Source organism: Gillisella taibaishanensis (assembly GCF_001938985.1).
Classification (GTDB): Bacteria; Pseudomonadota; Alphaproteobacteria; order Rhizobiales; family Rhizobiaceae; genus Allorhizobium; species Allorhizobium taibaishanense.
The window spans coordinates 242,099-261,461 of record NZ_MKIN01000022.1; the positions used below are offsets into that span (position 1 = coordinate 242,099).

Below are 19,363 nucleotides of genomic sequence, written 5' to 3' on the forward strand. Positions count from 1 at the left end.
GTCGTGACGGCCATGCTCGGACAGCCATTCGTTTCGTTGCGGCCGCGTTCACGGCCCGTTTCCTCGAAGCCGTGATCGAACGGCTTGTTTCCTCGGAGCCGTGATCGGATGGCTCGTTTCCCAGAAGCCGTGATCGAACGGCCTGTATTCGTCTTGCTCACCTGTAAAAGGCGAATAAGCGGCCCTGTCAGCCTCAAAGCCCTCGGCGGGAGCGCCTGCATCTCACCATCGCGCCAGGCGCAGCGGCGCGCAGACCGAACAGCAGGTGCCTACCTGCGGACATAGGGCCGGGATGTCACCATCCCAGCCTCACGATCACCACTCGTGCATTCTGGTGCGGGTAGAGAGACTTGAACTCCCACGCCTTGCGGCACCAGAACCTAAATCTGGCGTGTCTACCAATTTCACCATACCCGCGATCCATCAGAATGCCACGCGGTTTCGCATGACCCCGCCGGAGCGCGCGTCTCTATAACACCCGTTTTTCATCACGCAAAGGAAAAATGACAGTCCCGTGTCTTCGCTTGTGACCTAATGTCTTCACACGCAAATCATGCTGCATTGCGCCATCAGAAGTCGGGTTCGCGATAAACCGGGGTTCCCCCGACAAACAACTGCCGGATCTGCGCCTTGCCGCCCGAGGAAACTCTGACCGCAACCGTCACAGCACCCTGGTTGCGCGCAGCCTCGATCTCTTTCCCCTGCCCCTCCTGCACATAGAATCGTTCAATGCCGTAATGCACAGGGATAATGTCGCCCTGTTCCGGCAATGCGTAATAAAGGAGCGGTTCACTGGTCAGCACCACAGTTCCCGGCTTTTCCGGCAGATCGGCGAAAGAGGCCTCGGCAACAACAGCAAATCCATCTGGCTCAGGCGCGACCCGCACATGCAGGCGCACGTCATGCCCATCCGTCGGGCGAGGCCCGATAATCTTCTCTTCAGGGATTCGCGAAATCGGGTAACTCAGCACAACATAGTCGCCGCGCAGCAGGTCACGCGGGTCGACCGCCTCGGTGCGCAGCAGAATTTCACGGCCTTCGCGCAGGATATGGGCGCGTTCGCCGATCTGGTAGCCGATCACGGCCGTCTGCAACGCTGCGAGAAGGACGGCGCCTGACAGCAGGCGGAACAGGTGATTGCCTTGCATCATGGGCGCTCCCCTCCCCAACCCGCGTCGATGCCGGCGCCCACCGCCCGGCCCTTGCGCGCCTGCAGCCGTTTTTCAACTTGGCTCGCCCCAAGCGCCAGGAGCGCAACGATGACGCCGCTGATCAGGAAGAAACCCGAGGTACCCAGGAGAGAATCGATCGTGGCAAAAGACAGATAAAGGATTTCGCCGCCGAAGATGAGATACGCGACGGAACGAACCTGACCATCCTCCCGGCCACGCAGCACAAGCGCAACGATCGCAACAGCCACCGCACCGATGGCGACAAATGCCAGCGGCAGACCTTTGTCGTAAATCGAATTGAGAATGACCAGCCCTAACCCGCTCAACAACAGCGCATGCAGACCGGCAAGCCGCACGACGGCATGGCGCGCCAGACCTGGAAGCACAGTCAGGGCAAACAGCACCAGTCCGCCGACCGCATAGGCGACGGCGAGGTCGGTGCGCATCACCTCACCGTAGATCCAGGCCAGCCAGCCGAGGAGCAACAAACCCGCAAGGTTCTGCACGCGGACATTTCCCGTGAACCACGACAGGAAGGCGATAAGCAGTGCGAGCAGCGGCGGCGTCCAGACCGTCTCAGCCACCCAGGCGAAATTGAATTGGTCGATCGTCGCTCCTGCCAGCCCCAGTGCAAGCAGCCCGACAAAGCCCGCCATCGCTCCGGAGCGAAAGATCAGCGCCGACAGGGTCGCCATACCGATCCAAACATAGAGAAGGTCAAGCAGATCGCCGGAGAGGTGATAGAGCTGCCCGACCAGCGACATCGCCGCCCCGAAACTTGCCGCTCCCAAGACCAGCAGCGCCTGCCCGGTAGCTTTCCGGCCATAGGCAAGGCTGAAGGCCGCACCGCCATGAAAGATCCAGATCAGCAGGATGATGCCTGATACTTTGACCAATCGGGGAATCGCCTGCCAGTTGGCCGCGACGAGCAGAAGAATCGCTGCGGAAAGAAGCACCGCCGACAGCATCAGCAACACGCCGCCAATGGCAGGTGTCGTCGACCTCGAATCGTGATCCTCCAGCATGGCGTCGCTCGCTTGCTGGCTGATCAGGCCCATTTCGGCCCAGCGCTCAAGGTCTTTCTTCAATCTGGCTCGGTACATCCCAACTCCATCGGTCAAGGCTTACTCTATATAAGGATTTTTCAGCTAAAGTCGAAAGCGTGCCGATGCTTGCTGGGCTCAGCGGTGGGCAGCAGGAAACTATATGCGCGCTGCGCATACCTCGCATGACGATTTCGCACTGCACAAAACCCCTCAAAACGATTAGATATTCTTCAACGGCGAGCGGGAACATGATGTTCTTATACGCCATCGGCGAAGGCCGAGACAAAGTTTCGATGCAGCATACTCCTCCTCCCAATGCGCATCGAACGGGCTGACAACCCTCCTCCTCCCAGTTGTCGCCCATTTCAAATGACGCCCGCCGGATCTCCTCCCCCGGTGGGCGTTATTGATTCTTGGTCACCGCTTCCAACTTGATCTCCTGACGCGAGACGCGCAGATCACGCTTTTGCAGCGCAAAAGCTGAAATGGCGGGCAAGTTGCACGCAAAATAGCCAAAACTTAACAAATCGTTCACGGGCTATGCGCTGGAAGCATGGGTGGTTCGCCGGATTGGCGCTTCATAACTTATGCCGCAGCGCATATATTCATTTCAACACATGAGGGCTGGCCAACTTGCCAGCAAAACGCTGAAGAGAGGCACGACCATGAACCTTACCCGCTCCCTGACCAACTGGCGCAAGTATCGTCAGACCGTATCTGAACTCGGCCGCATGTCGGACCGCGAACTGCATGACCTCGGCATCGGCCGCGAGGAAATCCGTCGCGTTGCCCGTCACGCCGTCAAGGTCGGCTGATACGACACCAAGAATTAGAAGCCTCGTGCTTCCGCAAAAGCCTCCTTCGGGAGGCTTTTTTCGTTTTTGCGGTGTGATCATCGGACGGCTGAGTCCCACAGCTATTGCGGTGCGGCAGAAGATAATGGCGATGCCGACTGCGTATCTTGCAAAGCGGCGCAACGGCATTTCCTGTTGCATTAACGCCGTGCCCAAACCCTAGCCGAAGCACAATAAATAGCCATGAATCTGCACAAACGCATAGCAGTCGCTCATTTATTGCACTGCCGTTGTGACGCGTCCCGGTGTATAAGCAATGCAACAGCTGAGGCGAAGATAACCGCCCGATCAGCCAAAGAATTCACCGAGGAAACATCATGAACCCGATCCGCATCGCAAAAAACTGGATTAGCTATCGTCGTACCCTGTCCGAGCTGGGCAGCCTGTCGAACCAGACCCTGTCTGACATCGGCATTACCCGCTACGACATTCGCAACATTGCGACCCGCTCGTTCCGTTAATCTGCTCTTCGCAGATTGTATGTCTGAACGGCGCCACAGGGCGCCGTTTTTGATTCTGGGACTGCCGTGCCCCCCAGTTTCCTGGCGCCAAGTTTGCGCCGCAGACCAAGCTTGAAGATTGGAAGCGCGTCCAAGCCGTGATATGGGAGCCGCCATGACAGATAAAAGCGCTCATCTCCCTATTCACGTCATCGGCGGCGGCCTTGCCGGTTCGGAAGCCGCCTGGCAGATCGCCACATCAGGCGTGCCGGTTATCCTCCATGAAATGCGAGGCCTGCGCGGCACGGATGCCCACAAGACCGACAGCCTGGCCGAACTGGTTTGCTCAAACTCCTTCCGCTCCGACGATGCCACTGCCAATGCTGTCGGCGTGATCCATGCGGAGATGCGTCTGGCCGGCTCGCTGATCATGGCCTGCGCAGATCGCCATCAGGTGCCCGCCGGCGGCGCTTTGGCCGTCGACCGCGATGGCTTTGCCGAAGCTGTGACGCAATCGCTTGAGGCGCATCCCCTTGTGACTATCGTGCGCGAGGAAGTCACCGGCCTGCCTCCGCGCGACTGGGATCTCAGCATCATCGCCAGCGGCCCGCTGACATCGCCGGCTTTGGCCGAGGCGATCCGCGCCGAAACGGGTGAGGACGCACTTGCCTTTTTCGATGCGATTGCGCCGATCGTCCACCGCGACAGCATCAACATGGACATCTGCTGGTATCAGTCGCGCTACGACAAGGTCGGCCCCGGCGGGACGGGCAAGGATTATATCAACTGCCCGCTGGATGAAGCCCAATACCACGCATTCCTCGATGCATTGATTGCCGGCGATGCCGTCGGCTTCAAGGAATGGGAAGGCACGCCCTATTTCGACGGCTGCCTGCCCATCGAAGTAATGGCAGAGCGCGGTCGTGAAACCCTGCGCCACGGGCCGATGAAGCCCATGGGCCTCACCAATGCCCATAACCCTACGGTCAAGGCCTACGCGGTCGTGCAGCTACGCCAGGACAATGCGCTCGGCACGCTTTACAACATGGTCGGCTTCCAGACGAAGCTGCGCTACGGCGCCCAGGCCGAAATCTTCCGGATGATTCCGGGGCTTGAGAATGCCGAGTTCGCCCGTCTCGGCGGCTTGCACCGCAATACCTATATCCATTCGCCTGTGCTGCTCGATCCTTCGCTGGCGCTGAAGAGTCGGCCGGGCCTGCGCTTTGCCGGCCAGATCACCGGCTGTGAAGGCTATGTCGAAAGCGCCTCGATCGGACTACTCGCCGGCAGGTTTGCCGCCGCCGAGCGCAAGGGCGAGACCATCAGCCTGCCGCCGGCAACGACGGCGCTCGGCGCTCTTCTCAACCATATTACAGGCGGGCACATCGTCTCCGAAGACGAACCCGGCAAGAAGTCCTTCCAGCCGATGAATATCAATTTCGGCCTATTCCCGGACCTGGAGCCGGGCTCGATCGTAAGGCCCGAGGGCGTCAAGCGCTTCCGTGGCAAGGATAAGACGATAATGAAGCGGCAACTGATCGCCGCCCGCGCGCTGGTCCATTGCCGTCAGTGGCTTGGCCTGCCGCCTGCGCAAGAGTTGGTGCAGCCTTTGCCTGAGGCCTTGGAAGAGGCAGCGCAATAACGCTGCCGGTAGCGTCTAAAGACTGTCAGGTTCACGTTGGACCAGACAGTCTCTAGATTCTTTTGTTTTCGTTTGTCTTTTCGGGAAAACCCGGCTCCACTTTTCCCTGACAACCTCTAGAGCCAAAACCATGTCATCCCGTCAAAGACGCGATGACATGGTTTGACACTGATCCAGCAAAACACTTGCGCTATCAGGAAGACGCCTTGTCCATGCGGCTATCAACCACCTCGATATCGTCAGGCGCGATGTAATTACCCAACAGCCAAAGCGACACCTCGGCCGCTTCGGCAGGCTTGGCGAACAAATAATCGCCATTGTGCTGGGGCGCGCCCAGAAAATTCACATGAAATCCATGACCACTATCGAGCGGGCTGACCTGGACCTGGCCAGGCTCAATGATGTGGCATGCATAGTGATTGCGCATGCTGCGCATAAAACCGGCGCGGTTGTCATGCAGGCGCACGAAGACCGATTTGCCATCGGCCGTGGCATGCAGGCTGCGGATAGCCTCATTTGGAAAGGCGCGGCTGAACTCCACGATCGCCAGCCCGACATCGCTCAGTGTCTCCTCGTCATTGCGCTCTGCCATGCGCGAAACATACCAGGCAAAGGCAATAATTCCCGAGAAGATGAAAATACCGATTCCAACGCCCACTGCGACCTCCGGCTTCTGCATCGCCAGCCGCATCGGACGATACCGCCGCCTGCTGCCATGCTTCTTATGTGCCGCATAATCCCTTGAACCGATTCCATCGGAGATCATGCCTTGCCAGCGATCTAGCCGACGAGCCTTGCGTGAGTTTGGAGCGGGCGCGGCTAGCTCATTTTCTAACCGGTCCGACCAAAAAGACGACCCGGGTATTTCATAGGGAGAGCGATGGGAGCGCCAGCTTTTCGAGAGCCTACGCTAGAAGCGGCCTGTGAGACTGGCGCGCAGCAGCGTCAACTGGCGGCGCCATTGCGGACGGCGCAGAGGGCCATCGAGAACGTCGGCGCCGCGCTTGCGAGCATCGCGCAGCACAGGCTCTGCAAGCGCCACCGGCAGGTAAGCAGCGTTCAGCGAGGCCGGAACCTTGCCGGCCGCACGGGCCTTGGCCAAGTGATCGAGACCGAGCCCGGAAAAGGCCTCGATAGCGCCATCGATTCGCAGTCTGTCCCCACCCGCCAGGAAACTGTCGCGGTCGAGACCGGTGGCTGCGAGAACCTCGTCGGGAATATAAAGCTGCCCGCGCGCCCGATGCTGCGGCATCAGCGCCAGAAGCCCCGCAATGCACTGTGCAACGCCGGCATGACCCGCGGTCTCAGCCATCGTCGCTGCCGCATCCGCATCGAGCACAAGGCTTGCGAGCTGGATCAGTGCTGAAGCCGTTTCGCCGGCATAGCCTTCCAGCGCCGAACGCGGACCGATCGGATCGTCATAGAGATCGGCAATGCGGGCGTCGATCATGTCGAGCAATGGCTGCACCGGCAGGCGATAAGTCTCGACTGCCGAGGTCAGTCCAGCCGCCAGCGGATTGGCAGAGGTTTCGCCATGCCCCTTGCCGGACAGCAGGTCGCGCCAATATTGCAGCCGTATTTCGCCAGGCAGCGGCTCGCGCACGAGATCGCGTATTCGGGCGAGCTCGGCGTTGAAAGCATAAAGCGCGGCCAGAGCCGGCTGCTTGTCGGACGGAGACAGAAGACAGGCGAGATAGCGGTCCCGATCGGTCTCCCTGAGGGTCGAAAGGCAGATGTCGCTGCCGGGTACCGAAGATGCGGACAGTTCCGTCATGGCTTAGACGGCGATCAAGGCGGCGGCAACCGGCCGGTCTTCGGCCAGCATGACGTTATAGGTTCGCACCGCCGCTCCGGTGCTCATCGGGTCGGAGCCGATGCCGGCCGCCAATAGCGCCGCCTTCACGTCGGCGGGAATGCGCTTCAGGTCCACCCCCGTACCGACCAGCAAAAATTCCACCTTGTCGGCCTCGTCTAGCAGGCGCTGCAGCGAGGCGATGGTCAGGGTGTCGCCCTCCCGCATGTCCCAGCCGTAAATGCCCGAGGGAAGCAGCAGAAGGGAGCCGCGATGCGACATATCCGCAAACCGGAACCCACCATTGCCATAGGCATCGATGGGCGAACGGCCAGGAAAATGCGCCTCGCGGATGATGATTCCCTTTGCCAAACCTCAAGCTCCTGCTTTGCCCGCCGATCCGGGCTTACCAGCCTTAGCCGGCTTCTCCGACGTGTCGTCACCCTGATTCTGACCTTCCGGCCGCAGGCGGAAGGCGATGAGAACAGGCGCTGCCATATAAATAGAGGAGAAGGTGCCGACGAGAACCCCGAACAGCATTGCGAACGTAAACGAACGAATGACTTCGCCACCGAACAGGAACAGGGCAAGCAGCGCCAGCAGTGTCGTCACCGAGGTCAGGATGGTGCGCGACAGGGTCTGGTTGATCGAGGTATCGATCAGCACGTCGAGCGGCATTTTCTTATAGCGCCGCAGGTTTTCACGCATTCGGTCATAGACCACGACCGTATCGTTCAGCGAATAGCCGACGATGGTCAGGATTGCCGCGATACTGCTGAGATCGAACTCCACCCCGGTCACCACGTAAAGACCGAGCGTCAGGATGACGTCATGCAGCGTCGCGATGATCGCACCGGCAGCAAACTGCCACTCGAACCGGATCCAGATATAGACCAGGATCGCCATCAGCGAGATCAGCACGCCTATGGTGGCCGACTTGGTCAGCTCGCCCGAGACCGAAGGACCGACCACTTCCGTACGGCGGAATTCATAGGACTGCTCGAGCTCGTCACGCACCTTGGCAACAGCCGATTGCTCGCCATTCTCGCCTTCCTGCTGCGCCTGCAGACGCACCAGAACGCTGCTCGGATCGCCGAAGCCCTGAACCTGCACATCGCCGAGATTAAGGCTGCTCAGCTGCTCGCGTATTGCGGCGGGATCGGCATTGCCTTGACGGGCCTTCAGCTCGATGATCGAACCACCGGTAAAGTCGATGCCGAGCTTCATTCCAACCGTGCCAAAGCCAAGCAGAGCAGCAATGGACAGCGTTGCCGATAGAATGAAGGTGTAACGGCGAATGCCCATGAAGGGAATGTTGGTGCCGTCGAAGATGCCCGTACGGACGCCCTTCGGCAAAAATTTCGGGCGGCGCTTGTTGACCCAGATGGTAAACATCCAGCGAGTCAGCGCGAAGGCGGTGAAGACCGTGGTGATGATACCGATGGCAAGCGTAACGGAGAAGCCGCGCACGGGGCCGGAACCGAGGAAGAACAGCACGCCGGCCGCAATCAGTGTCGTCACGTTGGCGTCGACGATGGTGGCCAACGCCTTGTTGAAGCCGATATCGATCGACTGGATCAGCGATCGCCCGGTTTTATACTCTTCGCGGATACGCTCGTAGATCAGCACGTTGGAATCGACCGCCATGCCGATGGTCAAAACGATACCAGCGATACCCGGCAGCGTCAGCGTCGAGCCGAGCAGCGTCAGCACAGCCAGGATCATCACGATATTGGCAAACAGCGCCAATACGGCGAGCACGCCGAAGAAGCCGTAGAGCCCGATCATCAGCACGACGACCAGCGCCGCGCCGATGAAGCCGGCAGAAATACCGGCGCGGATCGAGTCTGCACCCAGGCTCGGGCCGACGGTGCGCTCTTCGACCACGGTCAAAGTCGCGGGCAGTGCGCCAGCGCGCAGCAGCACGGCAAGGTCATTAGCGCCCTGAACCGAGAAATTACCGGAAATCTGCCCGGAACCGCCGATGATCGGCTCACGGATCACAGGAGCCGAGATCACCTGGTTGTCGAGCACGATGGCAAAAGGACGGCCAACATTCTGCTGGGTCGCCTGAGCAAAGCGCTGGGCACCGCGGCTGTCGAAACGGAAGCTGACGACCGGCTCATTGTTCTGCTGGTTGAAGCTCGCCTGCGCATCGACCAGCTCTTCGCCCGAAACGAGAACCCGCTTTTCAACGAGATAGGGAACAGCCGGATCATCCTGGCTGTAAAGCACTTCAGAGGTTGCCGGCGGACGGCCGCTGATCGCCTCGGTGGCCGGCATGCTGGTATCGACCATACGGAAGGACAGCTTGGCGGTCTGGTTCAACAGGTTCTTCAGGCGCTGCGGATCGCTGAGACCCGGGACCTGCACGATAATCCGGTCAGAACCCTGACGCTGGATCAACGGCTCGGTATTGCCAAGCTCGTCGACGCGGCGGCGCACGACTTCGATCGACTGGGTGAGCGCCGAAGACATACGGTAATCGATGCCGGCATCGGTGAGGTTGAATTTCAGCAGCCCGTCGCCGCTATCGTCAAGCGTCGCTTCCTGGATGCTGCTGGAGCCGAAACCGCCGGTGCTGACCGGCTGGGTGATGTTCACCAACGCCTTGCGGGCGGCATCGAGCTGGGTCGGATCAGTGATGCGCACCTGCACGGTCTGGCCGGTACCGTTCAAGCCGGTATAGCGGATATTGGCATCGCGCAGGCTGCTTCTGATATCGCCGACGACGGCATCGAGCCGTTCCTTGACGATGTCGTTGCGCTCGATCTTCAGCATGATGTGCGAGCCACCCTGCAGGTCGAGGCCAAGCGTCATCTGCTTGTTCGGCAGCCAGGACGGCAGATGCGACAGCTGCTCCTTGCTGAACAGGTTGGGCAGAGCGATCAGAACGCTCGCCACGACAGCAAGCCAGAGAAGAGCGGTTTTCCAGCGGGAGAAATGCAGCATCGACATCTCGAAGGTAAGGTCTGTGAAACAGGCGGCGCCCAATCAGCGAAATGGCTGCTTGATAGGCCGAGCCAGATTTACAGCGGGGTAAATCCGGGCTCAACCTACAAAGCGGCCATTTCAGGCAGGCAAGACGGCTTTTCAGCAGACGGCAGGTAAAAAATCAGGCCGCCCTTTAAAAAGGACGGCCCGGTGTTCTGATAGGATCAGGCGTCTGTCTTGGCGCCGTCGGTCTTAACGACGTCGCCCTTGACCGGCTCACCCTTCACACGCACTTCGGCAATCAGGCTGCGCAGGGCCTTGACCTTGACGCCATCAGCGATCTCGACTTCCAGTTCCTTGTCGTCGATCACCTTGGTGACCTTGCCGATCAGGCCGCCACCCAAAACAACCTGGTCGCCGCGACGAATTGCCGACAGCGTCGCTTCCCGCTTCTTCAGCTGGTTACGCTGCGGACGGATCAGCAGGAAATACCAGATCACCATCAGCGGCGCGAACAGCAGCAGCATTTCGAAGCTGGAACCCATGCCACCAGCGGCGGCCGGGGCTGCATCCTGGGCGAATGCCTGTGTTATGAACATGAAAAACTCCTTGGGAACCGGGGCAGCAAGGATCTGTCCCCCCTGTTTTGCCGCCGGAATATAGGAATACCCCAAGGGAATGCAACAGAAACAGCGGCTTTGCGTACCGAATCCACGCTCATTACACTTTCGAAGCCGGGATAGCCATGGTAGCGCCGCAGAAGAGACGGCGGGAACGCGATTTTTACCACCCGATCGTCAGACAAAAGGAGGCCAGCATGACCGATGTTCTCGCGCAGCTGTTGCAGGAAGTATCCCGTCTCGCCGACGCCGTGGAGCGCCTGGCCGGCCCTGCCCCCGCCATCAACGACTGGAGCACCGCCGATTGCTTCGTCTGGCACCCGACAGATAAGCGCCTGCAGCCCATCCCGCAGCCCAACCGCGTCGAGCTCGGCCTGATCAGGGGCGTCGACCGGGTGCGCGACATCCTTCACGACAATACCGAGCGTTTCGCGCTCGGCTTTCCCGCCAACAACGTGCTGCTCTGGGGCGCGCGCGGCATGGGCAAGTCTTCTCTGGTCAAGGCCGTGCATGCCGACATCATCCGCGCCACCGGTATCCGACTGAAGCTGGTCGAAGTGCATCGTGAGGACATCGCCTCCCTGCCCGCGCTGATGGAGCTTCTGAAAGTCTCAAGCGAACGCGTCCTGCTGTTTTGCGACGACCTGTCCTTCGACCATGACGACACCGCCTATAAGTCGCTGAAGGCGGCACTCGATGGCGGTATCGAAGGTCGGCCGGATAATGTGCTGTTCTACGCCACCTCCAACCGTCGCCATCTGCTGCCGCGCCATATGATGGAAAACGAGCAGTCGACCGCGATCAATCCATCGGAAGCCGTGGAGGAGAAAGTCTCCCTGTCGGACCGCTTCGGCCTGTGGCTCGGCTTTCACAAATGCAGCCAGGACGACTATCTCGCGATGATCGACGGCTATGCCGCCCATTTCGCCCTGCCGCTGGCGCCGGAGCAATTGCATGCCGAGGCACTGGAATGGGCCACTACCCGCGGCGCCCGCTCCGGCCGTGTAGCCTGGCAATATATCCAGGACCTCGCCGGGCGTCTGCGTGTTGATCTGAGACGGTGACAGAACCGCGAAATACGGGCCGCCAGAACTGAAAAAGAACTGAAAAAGGCTCGGGTTGCCCCGAGCCTTCTTATATTTCCTGAAACGCACTACCTTATTCAAGAAAAAGCCTTGCGCCGAAGCGCCTATTCCAGGAAGCCCATCGGGTTGACGGGTGTTGCGTCCTTGCGCACTTCGAAATGCAGGGTCGGCTGGGTGGCGTTGCCGCTCATGCCTGACGTTGCGACCTGCTGGCCGCGCTGAACCTTCTGGCCCCGCTGAACCGAAATTGCATCGGCGTGGCCGTATACGGTGACCGTGCCGTCGTCGTGGCGCACGAGAACTGTGTTGCCGAGTTCCTTCAACCCGTTGCCAGCATAGATAACCACACCGTTTTCGGCCGCCTTGACCGGGGTGCCAGCCGGCACCGAGATGTCGATACCGTCATTGCGCTTGCCGGCGACATTGGCGCCGAAGGGTGCAACGACTGCGCCGCGCACGGGCCAGCGGTATTTGCCGATGCCGGTTGCATCGGGAGCCTTGTCGCCCGGATCTGCCGAGGCAACATCGGTGACCGACTTGGTCGGAGCGGCAGCTGCAGGAGCAGCAGCGGTGACCGGAGCAGACTTCGCAACTTCTGCCTTGGCAGCAGCTGGCGAGGCGCTGACCGGCGTTGCGGCCAGCTTCTGATCAGCCTGCGGCAGTTCCAGCGTCTGGCCAACCCGCACGCCCTGAGCGCCGAGATGATTGGCCTGTTTCAGGGCTGCAACCGAAACATTGTTTTCGCGAGCAATCTTGGCAAGCGAATCGCCTGGCTTGACGACATAGGAGCCAGCCGGCGGCGGGGTTTTGCCGGAGCCTGCGGCATTCGTCGCATTGTTGGCGGCGATATCAGTCTTGACCTTGTCGCGCAGCTTCGGATTGGTCGGGAGGACCGCGAGCTTCTCTTCCTGATGCGGGCCGGGGCCTGGCTGCTGACCTGGCGGCAGCAGCGTACCTTCCGCAGCAGCGGCACGGGTCGGCGTGCTGCGCGATCCGAAGGTCGGGATCAGGATCGACTGGCCGGGACGCGCAGCCCCTGCCGTCGACAAGCCGTTGGCCTTGACGATTTCTTTTTCCGGCACGCCGTAGCGCTGGGACAGCGTTGCAATGCTTTCGCCTGGCTTCAGCACGACGCGCGGTGCGTTGACCGTGCTCCAACCATTCGCGCCCTGACCGTTGGCACCTGGAGCACCTTGGCTTGCCAACGCCGGCTTTGTCGGCGCGGCAATGGTGTTGGTGGACATGCTGTCTCCGTCCTCAACCGCAGCGGCGGCCTGATGACCAGCGGACGGGAAAGGTGCAGCTGAGGCCATCTGGCGGCGTGACGAGATCGGACCTGACGACGCCGTCGAACCAGACGGCGGAGCAAGTTCAGACTTCTGCACCGAAGATGCACGCCGGGCTGGCGAATAGGTCTGCGCCGGATAGGGCTGCGTCATCGCCTGCTGGCGATTGTTGTAACCGCCGCCCGTCGAACCACCGCCCATCGAACCGCCGCCCATCGAACCGCCGGACGAAGCATAGCCGCCCCCTGCGCCATCGACATCAGCCTGGGGAACAGGCGCAGCATTCAAACCGGTGATCTGACCGCCAGTAGAGGCTGTCGTCATCGAATCGGTTTTGGAAAAGACACCTGCAAAACGGCTGGAGTCGGAACTGCAACCAGTCGCGACGCTTGCCATCAGGCCAACCCAGACGATCTGGGCAACAGGCATGCCGGATTTAGAAGACTGACTCTGACGCATGATACAACCCACTGACGACGCAACCATTTTCGTGAGTTTATTAAAGCGCGTTAGTGTTACCGGGCGGTTAACCGGGCGGAATCCTTATGAAGATTTCGCAAAAATCTGCCGGGAAATCAGCGCATGCGTCCCCGGAACGCCTATGGCTTCAAGGTTTTGCAGCAAAGTTGTTAACCATAAAAATTAAGGGGCATCCCGCGCGCAGCGGTTAAACCATCCCATTTTGGCAATTTTAGCCTGTGCAAACCTTCCAAATATGGGAAGTCACGGTAGTTGCTTTCTCAGAGGAAGGCAGCAACGTTCGGAGTTAGCGGAAGATAGGGAACCTCAAAAAGATCTTCCCGCTCGAACCGGCTGCCGGTGCGCGTCAGGCGCACCATGACGCAACGGTTCTCATCCACCATGATTGGCGCCATCAGCACGCCATTATGCACCAATTGCTCGGTAAACACCTTGGGCATCGAGGGAAACGCCGCGGTGGCGATGATTCGGTCGAAGGTCCCCTCGCCTGGTAGCCCAAGACTGCCATCCCCATGGCGGATAATCACATTGCGGATCGACAGCTGTTCCAGTCGTGCCTGGGCATCGTTCACCAGCGTCCGGTAACGCTCCACCGACACGACGCGCTCAGACAGCCGCGCCAGCACTGCCGTCATGAAACCACTGCCGGTACCGACTTCCATCACCCGCTGCCCCGCCCCGACCCTGAGCCGGTCGATCAAACGCACGGCCAGATCCGCGCCCTCCATGAACGCCCCACATTCGAGCGGGAGCGTCTGGCGGGAATAGGCATGTTCAGCCATATGATGCGCAACGAAGCGGGCGCGCGGCGTCTGCTCCACTGCCGTCAGCAGGTTGATGTTGGAAATGCCTTCGGCCCGCAAGCGCAAAACAAGCGCGGCAAAGCCTTCTCTCTCCAGCATCGCCGTCTTCATGATGCGTCCTCACCGGCGAGAGCGGCCGCAAGAGCATCCTGAACCGCATAGTCAGTCATATCGAGCTTTAAGGGGGTGACGGAAATCCTATTGTCGCGCAGCGCGCGGATATCGGTTCCCGGCCGGAAATTCCCCTGACGGTCGCCGAATCGCAGCCAGAAATACGGAAGACCGCGCCCATCGGCCCGCTCTTCGACGCTAAGGCCAAAATCGAGCTTGCCCTGCGCGGTGACGTCGACACCGGTCACTGCCTCTGGCTCGCAATTGGGGAAATTCAAGTTGAGCAATGTCCCGGGCGGCAGCTCAACGCCCATAAGTTTACGGATAAGGTCAGGCGCCAAAGTCTCCGTCACATGCCAAGGGATCGTATGACCGGCGACATAGCTATAGGCCTGGCTGAGCGCGAAAGAACGCACGCCATGCACCGTGCCCTCGATGGCGCCGGCTACCGTGCCGGAATAGGTGACATCGTCGGCCAGATTTGCCCCGGCATTGACACCTGACAAAACCAGATCCGGCTTGCCCGGCAGCACCTTGCGGATAGCCATGATCACGCAGTCGGTCGGTGTCCCGCGCAGCGCAAAGCGCTTTTCACCCAGTTGTCGCAGCCGCAGCGGCTCCGACAGTGTCAGCGAATGGGCAAGGCCGCTCTGGTCGGTTTCCGGCGCCACGATCCACACATCGTCGGACAGCGTGCGGGCAACCTTTTCCAGCACGGCCAGGCCGTCTGCGTGGATACCATCGTCGTTGGTCAGCAGAATCCGCATCGGTCCTCGTCAAGACGCATCTGAAACCTGCAATCAGCTGGCTTTTTCGATCCGCGTCATCCCGCCCATATAGGGCTGGAGCACGTCAGGCACAGTGATCGAACCATCTTCGTTGAGATAGTTTTCCATCACGGCGATCAGGCAGCGGCCAACCGCCGTGCCAGACCCGTTCAGCGTGTGCACGAAACTCGTGCCCTTGCCGTCCTTGTTGCGATAGCGGGCATTCATCCGCCGACCCTGGAAATCGCCACAGACAGAGCAGGACGAAATTTCTCGGAACGTATTCTGCCCCGGCAGCCAGACTTCCAGATCGTAGGTCTTTCGCGCACCAAACCCCATGTCGCCGGTGCAAAGCGTCATGGTGCGGAAATGCAGCCCAAGCCGCTTCAGCACTTCCTCGGCGCAAGCGGTCATCCGCTCATGCTCGGCAAGAGCGCTGTCGGCATCGGTGATCGACACGAGTTCGCACTTCCAGAACTGGTGCTGACGCAGCATGCCGCGCGTGTCGCGACCGGCAGAACCGGCTTCCGAGCGGAAAGATGGCGTCAGTGCCGTAAAGCGCAGCGGCAACTTCTCCTGGTCAAGAATTTCGCCTGATACCAGGTTGGTCAGCGTCACCTCGGCCGTCGGAATCAGCCAGCGGCCATCCGTGGTCTTGAACAGGTCTTCGGCAAATTTCGGCAACTGACCGGTGCCATACATCGCCTCGTCGCGCACCATCAGCGGCGAGGAGACTTCCGTATAGCCGTGTTCCGTCGTGTGCAGGTCGATCATGAACTGGCCAAGCGCCCGTTCCAGGCGCGCCAGAGGCCCCGTCAAAACGGTAAAGCGGGCACCCGAGAGCTTGGCGGCCCGGTCGAAATCCATATAGCCGAGCGCTTCACCAATCTCGGGATGCTCCATCGGCGTGTGATTCCAGCCCGGCTTCTGGCCGACAACGCGAGCCACGACATTGTCATGCTCGTCCTTGCCAACGGGCACATCGTCCAGCGGAATATTGGGAATGCTCGACAGAGCCTCAGTCAGCTCGGCGCTGAGACGGCGCTCTTCTTCTTCCGCCGCAGGCAACGTGTCCTTCAGCGAGGCGACCTCGGCCTTCAGCTTGTCGGCCAGCGCCATATCCTTCTGCGCCATGGCGGCGCCGATTTCCTTGGAGGCGGCATTGCGACGCGACTGCATGTCCTGCATCGCCTGGACCACGGAGCGGCGCTTCTCATCCAGCGCAATCAGGCCGGATGCCAACGGCTCTGCACCGCGCTTGGCCAGCGCCTGATCGAGAAGCTCAGGGTTTTCACGGATCCATTTGATATCAAGCATCGTCGTTCCAAAGTGTTGCGCAGGCCAAAATGTTTACATGGGCCAGAATGTTTGTCCGGCGGATCGCTGCCGCCTTTGCCGACCTCGGCAATGCCGAAACAGCAGCAGCTTATTCCAGCTCGGTGGACGAACTCGCCTCGGCCTTCTTGGACCGTTCCTTCTCCACCAGCTTGGCAGCAAAGATCGAGACTTCGTAGAGAAGGATGGTAGGCAGTGCAAGACCGATCTGCGACATCGGATCGGGCGGCGTCAGGATGGCAGCAGCGATAAAAGCGATAACGATGAAGTACTTGCGCTTTTGCGCCAGCCATTTGCTGTCGATGATCCCGACCCTGGCGAGAAGCGTGGTCACGACCGGCAGCTGGAACACCAGGCCGAAGGCAAACACCAGCGACATGATCAGGCTCAGATATTCCGACACCTTCGGCATCAGCGAGATCGCCACGTCACCCTCACCCGGCGCCTGCTGCATGGCCAGGAAGAACCACATCACCATCGGCGTGAAGAAGAAATAGACCAGCGCCGCCCCCATCAGGAACAGGATCGGCGAGGCTATCAGGAACGGCAGGAAGGCCTGACGCTCGTTCTTGTAGAGACCCGGGGCTACGAATTTATAGATCTGCGCAGCAATGACCGGGAAGGAAATCACCATGGCCGAGAACATCGCCACCTTCACCTGGGTGAAGAAAAATTCCTGCGGCGCCGTGTAGATCAGCTCTGCCTTGGCGACATCAAGATGCGCCCAGATCACCGCCCATTTGTAGGGAATGACCAACAGATTGAACAAATGCTTGGCAAAGAAAAAGCAGACGATGAAAGCCACGAAAAAGGCGGCCAGCGACCAGATCAACCGCGACCTGAGCTCGATCAGATGCTCGATCAGTGGCTGCGGCTTGTCCTCGATATCATCGCTCATGCTTCACCCTTGCTGGTGTCATCCGTAGTGGCGCCGGGCGTCTGGCCCTCGCCGCTCTTGGCCTTAGTCTGGCCAGTCTTGGTCTGGCGGGCAGCCGTCTTTTCGCTCACGACCTTCTTGATGGCAGGCTTTTTCGTCGGCGCTGCTGCGGCGACCACGACCGCGTCATCCTTGGCCACTGCCTTTGTTCTGGTCTTCGCCTTGGGCTTGGCGACCGGCGGGTTGGCGACAGCGAGAGCCTCGGCCATCGGCTGAACGGCTTCCACTGGAGTAGCCTTTTCCTTTACGGATTTGGCTTTGACGGTCTTGCTCTTCGCAGCAGGCTTGACCGGCTCCGCCTCTGCAGCGGCATCCTTGGCTTTGCGGGTCCGCTTCGGCTTCTCGCCCGCAACGGTATTCTCCGACGCTGCAGCTGCCATAGGGGCCGCGGCAGCCGATCCCGGCAGCTGCGGCTTGGCAAGCGTATCGCCAAGCGGCGCGAGCGGCGGCAGGTCCTCCGCCGTCATCGGCCGGGCTGGAGCATCGGGCAGCGGCAGGCGGCTGCTGTCGTCTTCGGGGAAATGGTCGATCTGGGTCGAACGCTGCAGATCTGCCTTGATATCGGCGCCCATCTGCCGGAGCGGATTGATCGCTTCGCGCAGCGCATTGGCAGGATTGAGCCGTTGCGCATCGTCGATAGTGCGGCGCAGGTCGTCCATGTCGGCCTCGCGCAGCGCCTCATCAAACTGGGCGCGGAACTCACCCGCCGTCTTGCGCAGCCGCGTCGTCATCTTACCGAAGGCGCGCAGCATGGGCGGCAAGTCTTTCGGACCGACCACGACGATCAGCACGACCGCGATGACCAGCAATTCGCTCCAGCCAATGTCAAGCATTCTTCAGGCTCCCGAAACCGTCGACCGAGCAACGGTTCATTCCGGAAAAGGCCAGCACAAGCTGGCCGGCACGAGGCGGGCCGGCGCAACCTGCACCGGCCTCATTGACGTCAGACCAAGATCACTTGCCGTCGTCGGCGCGGTGATCCACGGTCTTTGATCCGTCAGGCCGCGAAGCGCTGTCAGACGCATCCTCGTCGGACATGCCCTTCTTGAAATTCTTGATGCCCTTGGCAACGTCGCCCATCAATTCTGGGATCTTGCCGCGGCCGAACAACAACAGCACGATCGCCAGAACGATCAGCCAATGCCACATACTGAAAGAACCCATGGTCCCCACTCCTTATTGGTCGGTCTTACCGATTGATGGTTCCACCGATGTAAGATGTTTGTCCATCTTTTTCAAATTACAAAGTCTTTTCCTTGATTGGCATGGGAATAGCCAAGAGGCAAGCCGCTGCAGCCCCGCCATCAACAGTCATGCCCATTTTCACGGCAATGTCAGGGAAGAGGCAGATAAACCTATTCATCGTCCCCGCCGCCGCCAGTCGGTGCCAGCAGGCCGAGTTCTTCCAGATCGAGCTGGGTGATCGGGTCTTCGTCTTCGGACAGAGCGTCGGCATCGCTTGGCATGGGAACATGAAAATTCGGCGGAATGCGGCCGGTCAGCAGGCCAGCGCCCTTCAATTCCTCGATGCCCGGCAGGTCGCGCAGCTCCTCAAGGCCGAAATGATCGAGGAAATCTCGGGTCGTGCCGAAGGTGACCGGCCGGCCCGGCGTGCGCCGGCGGCCGCGAAACCGCACCCAGCCGGCTTCCAGCAGCACGTCGATCGTCCCCTTGGATGTCTGAACGCCTCTGATATCCTCGATTTCCGCCCGGGTGACCGGCTGGTGATAGGCAATGATCGCCAGAACCTCCAATGCGGCCCGCGACAATTTGCGCACCTCATTGTCTTCACGGCGAATGGCGAAGGCCAGATCGGCGGCGGTCCGAAAGGCCCAGTGTCCATCAATCCGCACAAGATTGACGCCGCGCGGCGCGTAATCCGCCTGCAACGTCCGCATCAGGCCAGCGACATCGGTGTCACGCGGTAACCGCTCAGCCAGAAAGCTTTCAGAGACAGGCTCGGCGGAGGCAAACACCAGCGCCTCGACGATCCTCAGTGCTTCCCGCTCGCGAATTTCGTCAAGCCTCGCTGCCTCGTTCATCACCTCTGTTTCATCGC

At 60.3% G+C, this 19,363-nt stretch carries 19 protein-coding genes and 1 tRNA gene; 4 read left to right on the forward strand and 16 right to left on the reverse strand.

The genetic code is table 11. The features are described 5' to 3' along the window. Window positions 1-332: 332 nt before the first annotated feature. From BJF91_RS12340 to BJF91_RS12350, 3 genes are all read right to left on the reverse strand, one after another. A tRNA-Leu gene (locus BJF91_RS12340) sits at window positions 333-417 on the reverse strand. Window positions 418-569: 152 nt separating this feature from the next. Then, the gene (locus tag BJF91_RS12345) at window positions 570-1,151 is read right to left on the reverse strand and encodes a GDYXXLXY domain-containing protein (RefSeq protein ID WP_075614824.1); all 582 of its coding nucleotides are present in this window, start codon (window positions 1,149-1,151) and stop codon (window positions 570-572) included. After that, window positions 1,148-2,275 (reverse strand): DUF2157 domain-containing protein, encoded by a 1,128-nt coding sequence (locus BJF91_RS12350; RefSeq protein WP_075614825.1) that lies wholly within the window; start codon window positions 2,273-2,275, stop codon window positions 1,148-1,150. The genes BJF91_RS12345 and BJF91_RS12350 overlap by 4 nt, the downstream gene beginning before the upstream one ends. 608 nt (window positions 2,276-2,883) lie before the next feature. Between BJF91_RS12350 and BJF91_RS12355 the strand changes: the two genes are divergently transcribed. The 3 genes from BJF91_RS12355 (at window position 2,884) to trmFO (ending at window position 5,154) form a co-directional block, all read left to right on the forward strand. Then, entirely contained in the window at window positions 2,884-3,033 is a 150-nt protein-coding gene (locus tag BJF91_RS12355; RefSeq protein WP_075615595.1) for a DUF1127 domain-containing protein, read from the forward strand. Window positions 3,034-3,389: 356 nt separating this feature from the next. Further along, window positions 3,390-3,533, forward strand: coding sequence for a DUF1127 domain-containing protein (locus tag BJF91_RS12360; protein ID WP_075614826.1), 144 nt, complete (start codon window positions 3,390-3,392; stop codon window positions 3,531-3,533). Between the two features lie 142 nt (window positions 3,534-3,675). Continuing rightward, window positions 3,676-5,154, forward strand: coding sequence for a methylenetetrahydrofolate--tRNA-(uracil(54)-C(5))-methyltransferase (FADH(2)-oxidizing) TrmFO (gene trmFO / locus BJF91_RS12365; RefSeq protein WP_075614827.1), 1,479 nt, complete (start codon window positions 3,676-3,678; stop codon window positions 5,152-5,154). Between the two features lie 193 nt (window positions 5,155-5,347). Here the strand turns inward: trmFO and BJF91_RS12370 are convergent, their stop codons facing one another. The 5 genes from BJF91_RS12370 to yajC all read right to left on the reverse strand — a co-directional run bounded on the left by BJF91_RS12370 (window position 5,348) and on the right by yajC (window position 10,479). Next, the gene (locus BJF91_RS12370) at window positions 5,348-5,812 is read right to left on the reverse strand and encodes a hypothetical protein (RefSeq protein WP_075615596.1); all 465 of its coding nucleotides are present in this window, start codon (window positions 5,810-5,812) and stop codon (window positions 5,348-5,350) included. A 252-nt stretch (window positions 5,813-6,064) separates the two neighbouring features. Further along, complete coding sequence (locus BJF91_RS12375; RefSeq protein WP_139310677.1) at window positions 6,065-6,928, reverse strand: phytoene/squalene synthase family protein; 864 nt, start codon at window positions 6,926-6,928, stop codon at window positions 6,065-6,067. A gap of 3 nt (window positions 6,929-6,931) precedes the next feature. Then, the gene (locus tag BJF91_RS12380; RefSeq protein WP_075614828.1) at window positions 6,932-7,318 is read right to left on the reverse strand and encodes an Mth938-like domain-containing protein; all 387 of its coding nucleotides are present in this window, start codon (window positions 7,316-7,318) and stop codon (window positions 6,932-6,934) included. Window positions 7,319-7,321: 3 nt separating this feature from the next. After that, window positions 7,322-9,898 carry a protein translocase subunit SecDF gene (gene secDF / locus BJF91_RS12385; protein WP_075615598.1) on the reverse strand — a complete coding sequence of 859 codons (2,577 nt, stop codon included), beginning with the start codon at window positions 9,896-9,898 and terminating at the stop codon, window positions 7,322-7,324. Between the two features lie 206 nt (window positions 9,899-10,104). Beyond that, window positions 10,105-10,479: a preprotein translocase subunit YajC gene (gene yajC / locus BJF91_RS12390; protein ID WP_075615599.1), complete on the reverse strand. Its 375-nt coding sequence runs from the start codon at window positions 10,477-10,479 to the stop codon at window positions 10,105-10,107. 218 nt (window positions 10,480-10,697) lie between these two features. Between yajC and BJF91_RS12395 the strand changes: the two genes are divergently transcribed. Beyond that, complete coding sequence (locus BJF91_RS12395; RefSeq protein ID WP_075615600.1) at window positions 10,698-11,564, forward strand: ATP-binding protein; 867 nt, start codon at window positions 10,698-10,700, stop codon at window positions 11,562-11,564. A 125-nt stretch (window positions 11,565-11,689) separates the two neighbouring features. Here BJF91_RS12395 and BJF91_RS12400 read toward each other — a convergent pair whose 3' ends face one another. The 8 genes from BJF91_RS12400 to scpB form a co-directional block, all read right to left on the reverse strand. After that, window positions 11,690-13,330: a LysM peptidoglycan-binding domain-containing M23 family metallopeptidase gene (locus tag BJF91_RS12400; RefSeq protein ID WP_083943287.1), complete on the reverse strand. Its 1,641-nt coding sequence runs from the start codon at window positions 13,328-13,330 to the stop codon at window positions 11,690-11,692. Between the two features lie 281 nt (window positions 13,331-13,611). Then, window positions 13,612-14,265 (reverse strand): protein-L-isoaspartate(D-aspartate) O-methyltransferase, encoded by a 654-nt coding sequence (locus BJF91_RS12405; protein WP_075614830.1) that lies wholly within the window; start codon window positions 14,263-14,265, stop codon window positions 13,612-13,614. After that, a complete protein-coding gene (gene surE / locus BJF91_RS12410) occupies window positions 14,262-15,032 on the reverse strand; it encodes a 5'/3'-nucleotidase SurE (protein ID WP_075614831.1) in 771 nt (256 codons plus the stop codon). The genes BJF91_RS12405 and surE overlap by 4 nt, the downstream gene beginning before the upstream one ends. Window positions 15,033-15,065: 33 nt before the next feature. After that, window positions 15,066-16,349: a serine--tRNA ligase gene (gene serS / locus BJF91_RS12415; protein WP_075614832.1), complete on the reverse strand. Its 1,284-nt coding sequence runs from the start codon at window positions 16,347-16,349 to the stop codon at window positions 15,066-15,068. A gap of 109 nt (window positions 16,350-16,458) precedes the next feature. After that, on the reverse strand, window positions 16,459-17,265 hold the full coding sequence (gene tatC, locus BJF91_RS12420) for a twin-arginine translocase subunit TatC (RefSeq protein ID WP_075614833.1): 807 nt from the start codon (window positions 17,263-17,265) through the stop codon (window positions 16,459-16,461). Continuing rightward, a complete protein-coding gene (gene tatB, locus BJF91_RS12425; RefSeq protein ID WP_075614834.1) occupies window positions 17,262-18,137 on the reverse strand; it encodes a Sec-independent protein translocase protein TatB in 876 nt (291 codons plus the stop codon). The genes tatC and tatB overlap by 4 nt, the downstream gene beginning before the upstream one ends. Before the next feature lie 121 nt (window positions 18,138-18,258). Further along, a complete protein-coding gene (locus tag BJF91_RS12430) occupies window positions 18,259-18,468 on the reverse strand; it encodes a twin-arginine translocase TatA/TatE family subunit (RefSeq protein ID WP_075614835.1) in 210 nt (69 codons plus the stop codon). Between the two features lie 191 nt (window positions 18,469-18,659). Then, window positions 18,660-19,346, reverse strand: a complete 687-nt coding sequence (gene scpB / locus BJF91_RS12435) for an SMC-Scp complex subunit ScpB (protein WP_139310728.1) — start codon at window positions 19,344-19,346, stop codon at window positions 18,660-18,662. Window positions 19,347-19,363: the final 17 nt, after the last annotated feature.

Excerpts from the sequence above, each read along its gene's own strand:
- BJF91_RS12405 (WP_075614830.1), bottom strand. The coding sequence starts at position 14,265 with ATGAAGACGGCGATGCTGGAGAGAGAAGGCTTTGCCGCGCTTGTTTTG.
- surE (WP_075614831.1), bottom strand. The coding sequence starts at position 15,032 with ATGCGGATTCTGCTGACCAACGACGATGGTATCCACGCAGACGGCCTG.
- BJF91_RS12345 (WP_075614824.1), bottom strand. The coding sequence starts at position 1,151 with ATGATGCAAGGCAATCACCTGTTCCGCCTGCTGTCAGGCGCCGTCCTT.
- secDF (WP_075615598.1), bottom strand. The coding sequence starts at position 9,898 with ATGCTGCATTTCTCCCGCTGGAAAACCGCTCTTCTCTGGCTTGCTGTC.
- tatB (WP_075614834.1), bottom strand. The coding sequence starts at position 18,137 with ATGCTTGACATTGGCTGGAGCGAATTGCTGGTCATCGCGGTCGTGCTG.
- trmFO (WP_075614827.1), top strand. The coding sequence starts at position 3,676 with ATGGGAGCCGCCATGACAGATAAAAGCGCTCATCTCCCTATTCACGTC.
- BJF91_RS12430 (WP_075614835.1), bottom strand. The coding sequence starts at position 18,468 with ATGGGTTCTTTCAGTATGTGGCATTGGCTGATCGTTCTGGCGATCGTG.
- BJF91_RS12400 (WP_083943287.1), bottom strand. The coding sequence starts at position 13,330 with ATGCGTCAGAGTCAGTCTTCTAAATCCGGCATGCCTGTTGCCCAGATC.
- BJF91_RS12360 (WP_075614826.1), top strand. The coding sequence starts at position 3,390 with ATGAACCCGATCCGCATCGCAAAAAACTGGATTAGCTATCGTCGTACC.
- yajC (WP_075615599.1), bottom strand. The coding sequence starts at position 10,479 with ATGTTCATAACACAGGCATTCGCCCAGGATGCAGCCCCGGCCGCCGCT.
- BJF91_RS12350 (WP_075614825.1), bottom strand. The coding sequence starts at position 2,275 with ATGTACCGAGCCAGATTGAAGAAAGACCTTGAGCGCTGGGCCGAAATG.
- BJF91_RS12375 (WP_139310677.1), bottom strand. The coding sequence starts at position 6,928 with ATGACGGAACTGTCCGCATCTTCGGTACCCGGCAGCGACATCTGCCTT.
- BJF91_RS12355 (WP_075615595.1), top strand. The coding sequence starts at position 2,884 with ATGAACCTTACCCGCTCCCTGACCAACTGGCGCAAGTATCGTCAGACC.
- serS (WP_075614832.1), bottom strand. The coding sequence starts at position 16,349 with ATGCTTGATATCAAATGGATCCGTGAAAACCCTGAGCTTCTCGATCAG.
- BJF91_RS12395 (WP_075615600.1), top strand. The coding sequence starts at position 10,698 with ATGACCGATGTTCTCGCGCAGCTGTTGCAGGAAGTATCCCGTCTCGCC.
- tatC (WP_075614833.1), bottom strand. The coding sequence starts at position 17,265 with ATGAGCGATGATATCGAGGACAAGCCGCAGCCACTGATCGAGCATCTG.
- scpB (WP_139310728.1), bottom strand. The coding sequence starts at position 19,346 with ATGAACGAGGCAGCGAGGCTTGACGAAATTCGCGAGCGGGAAGCACTG.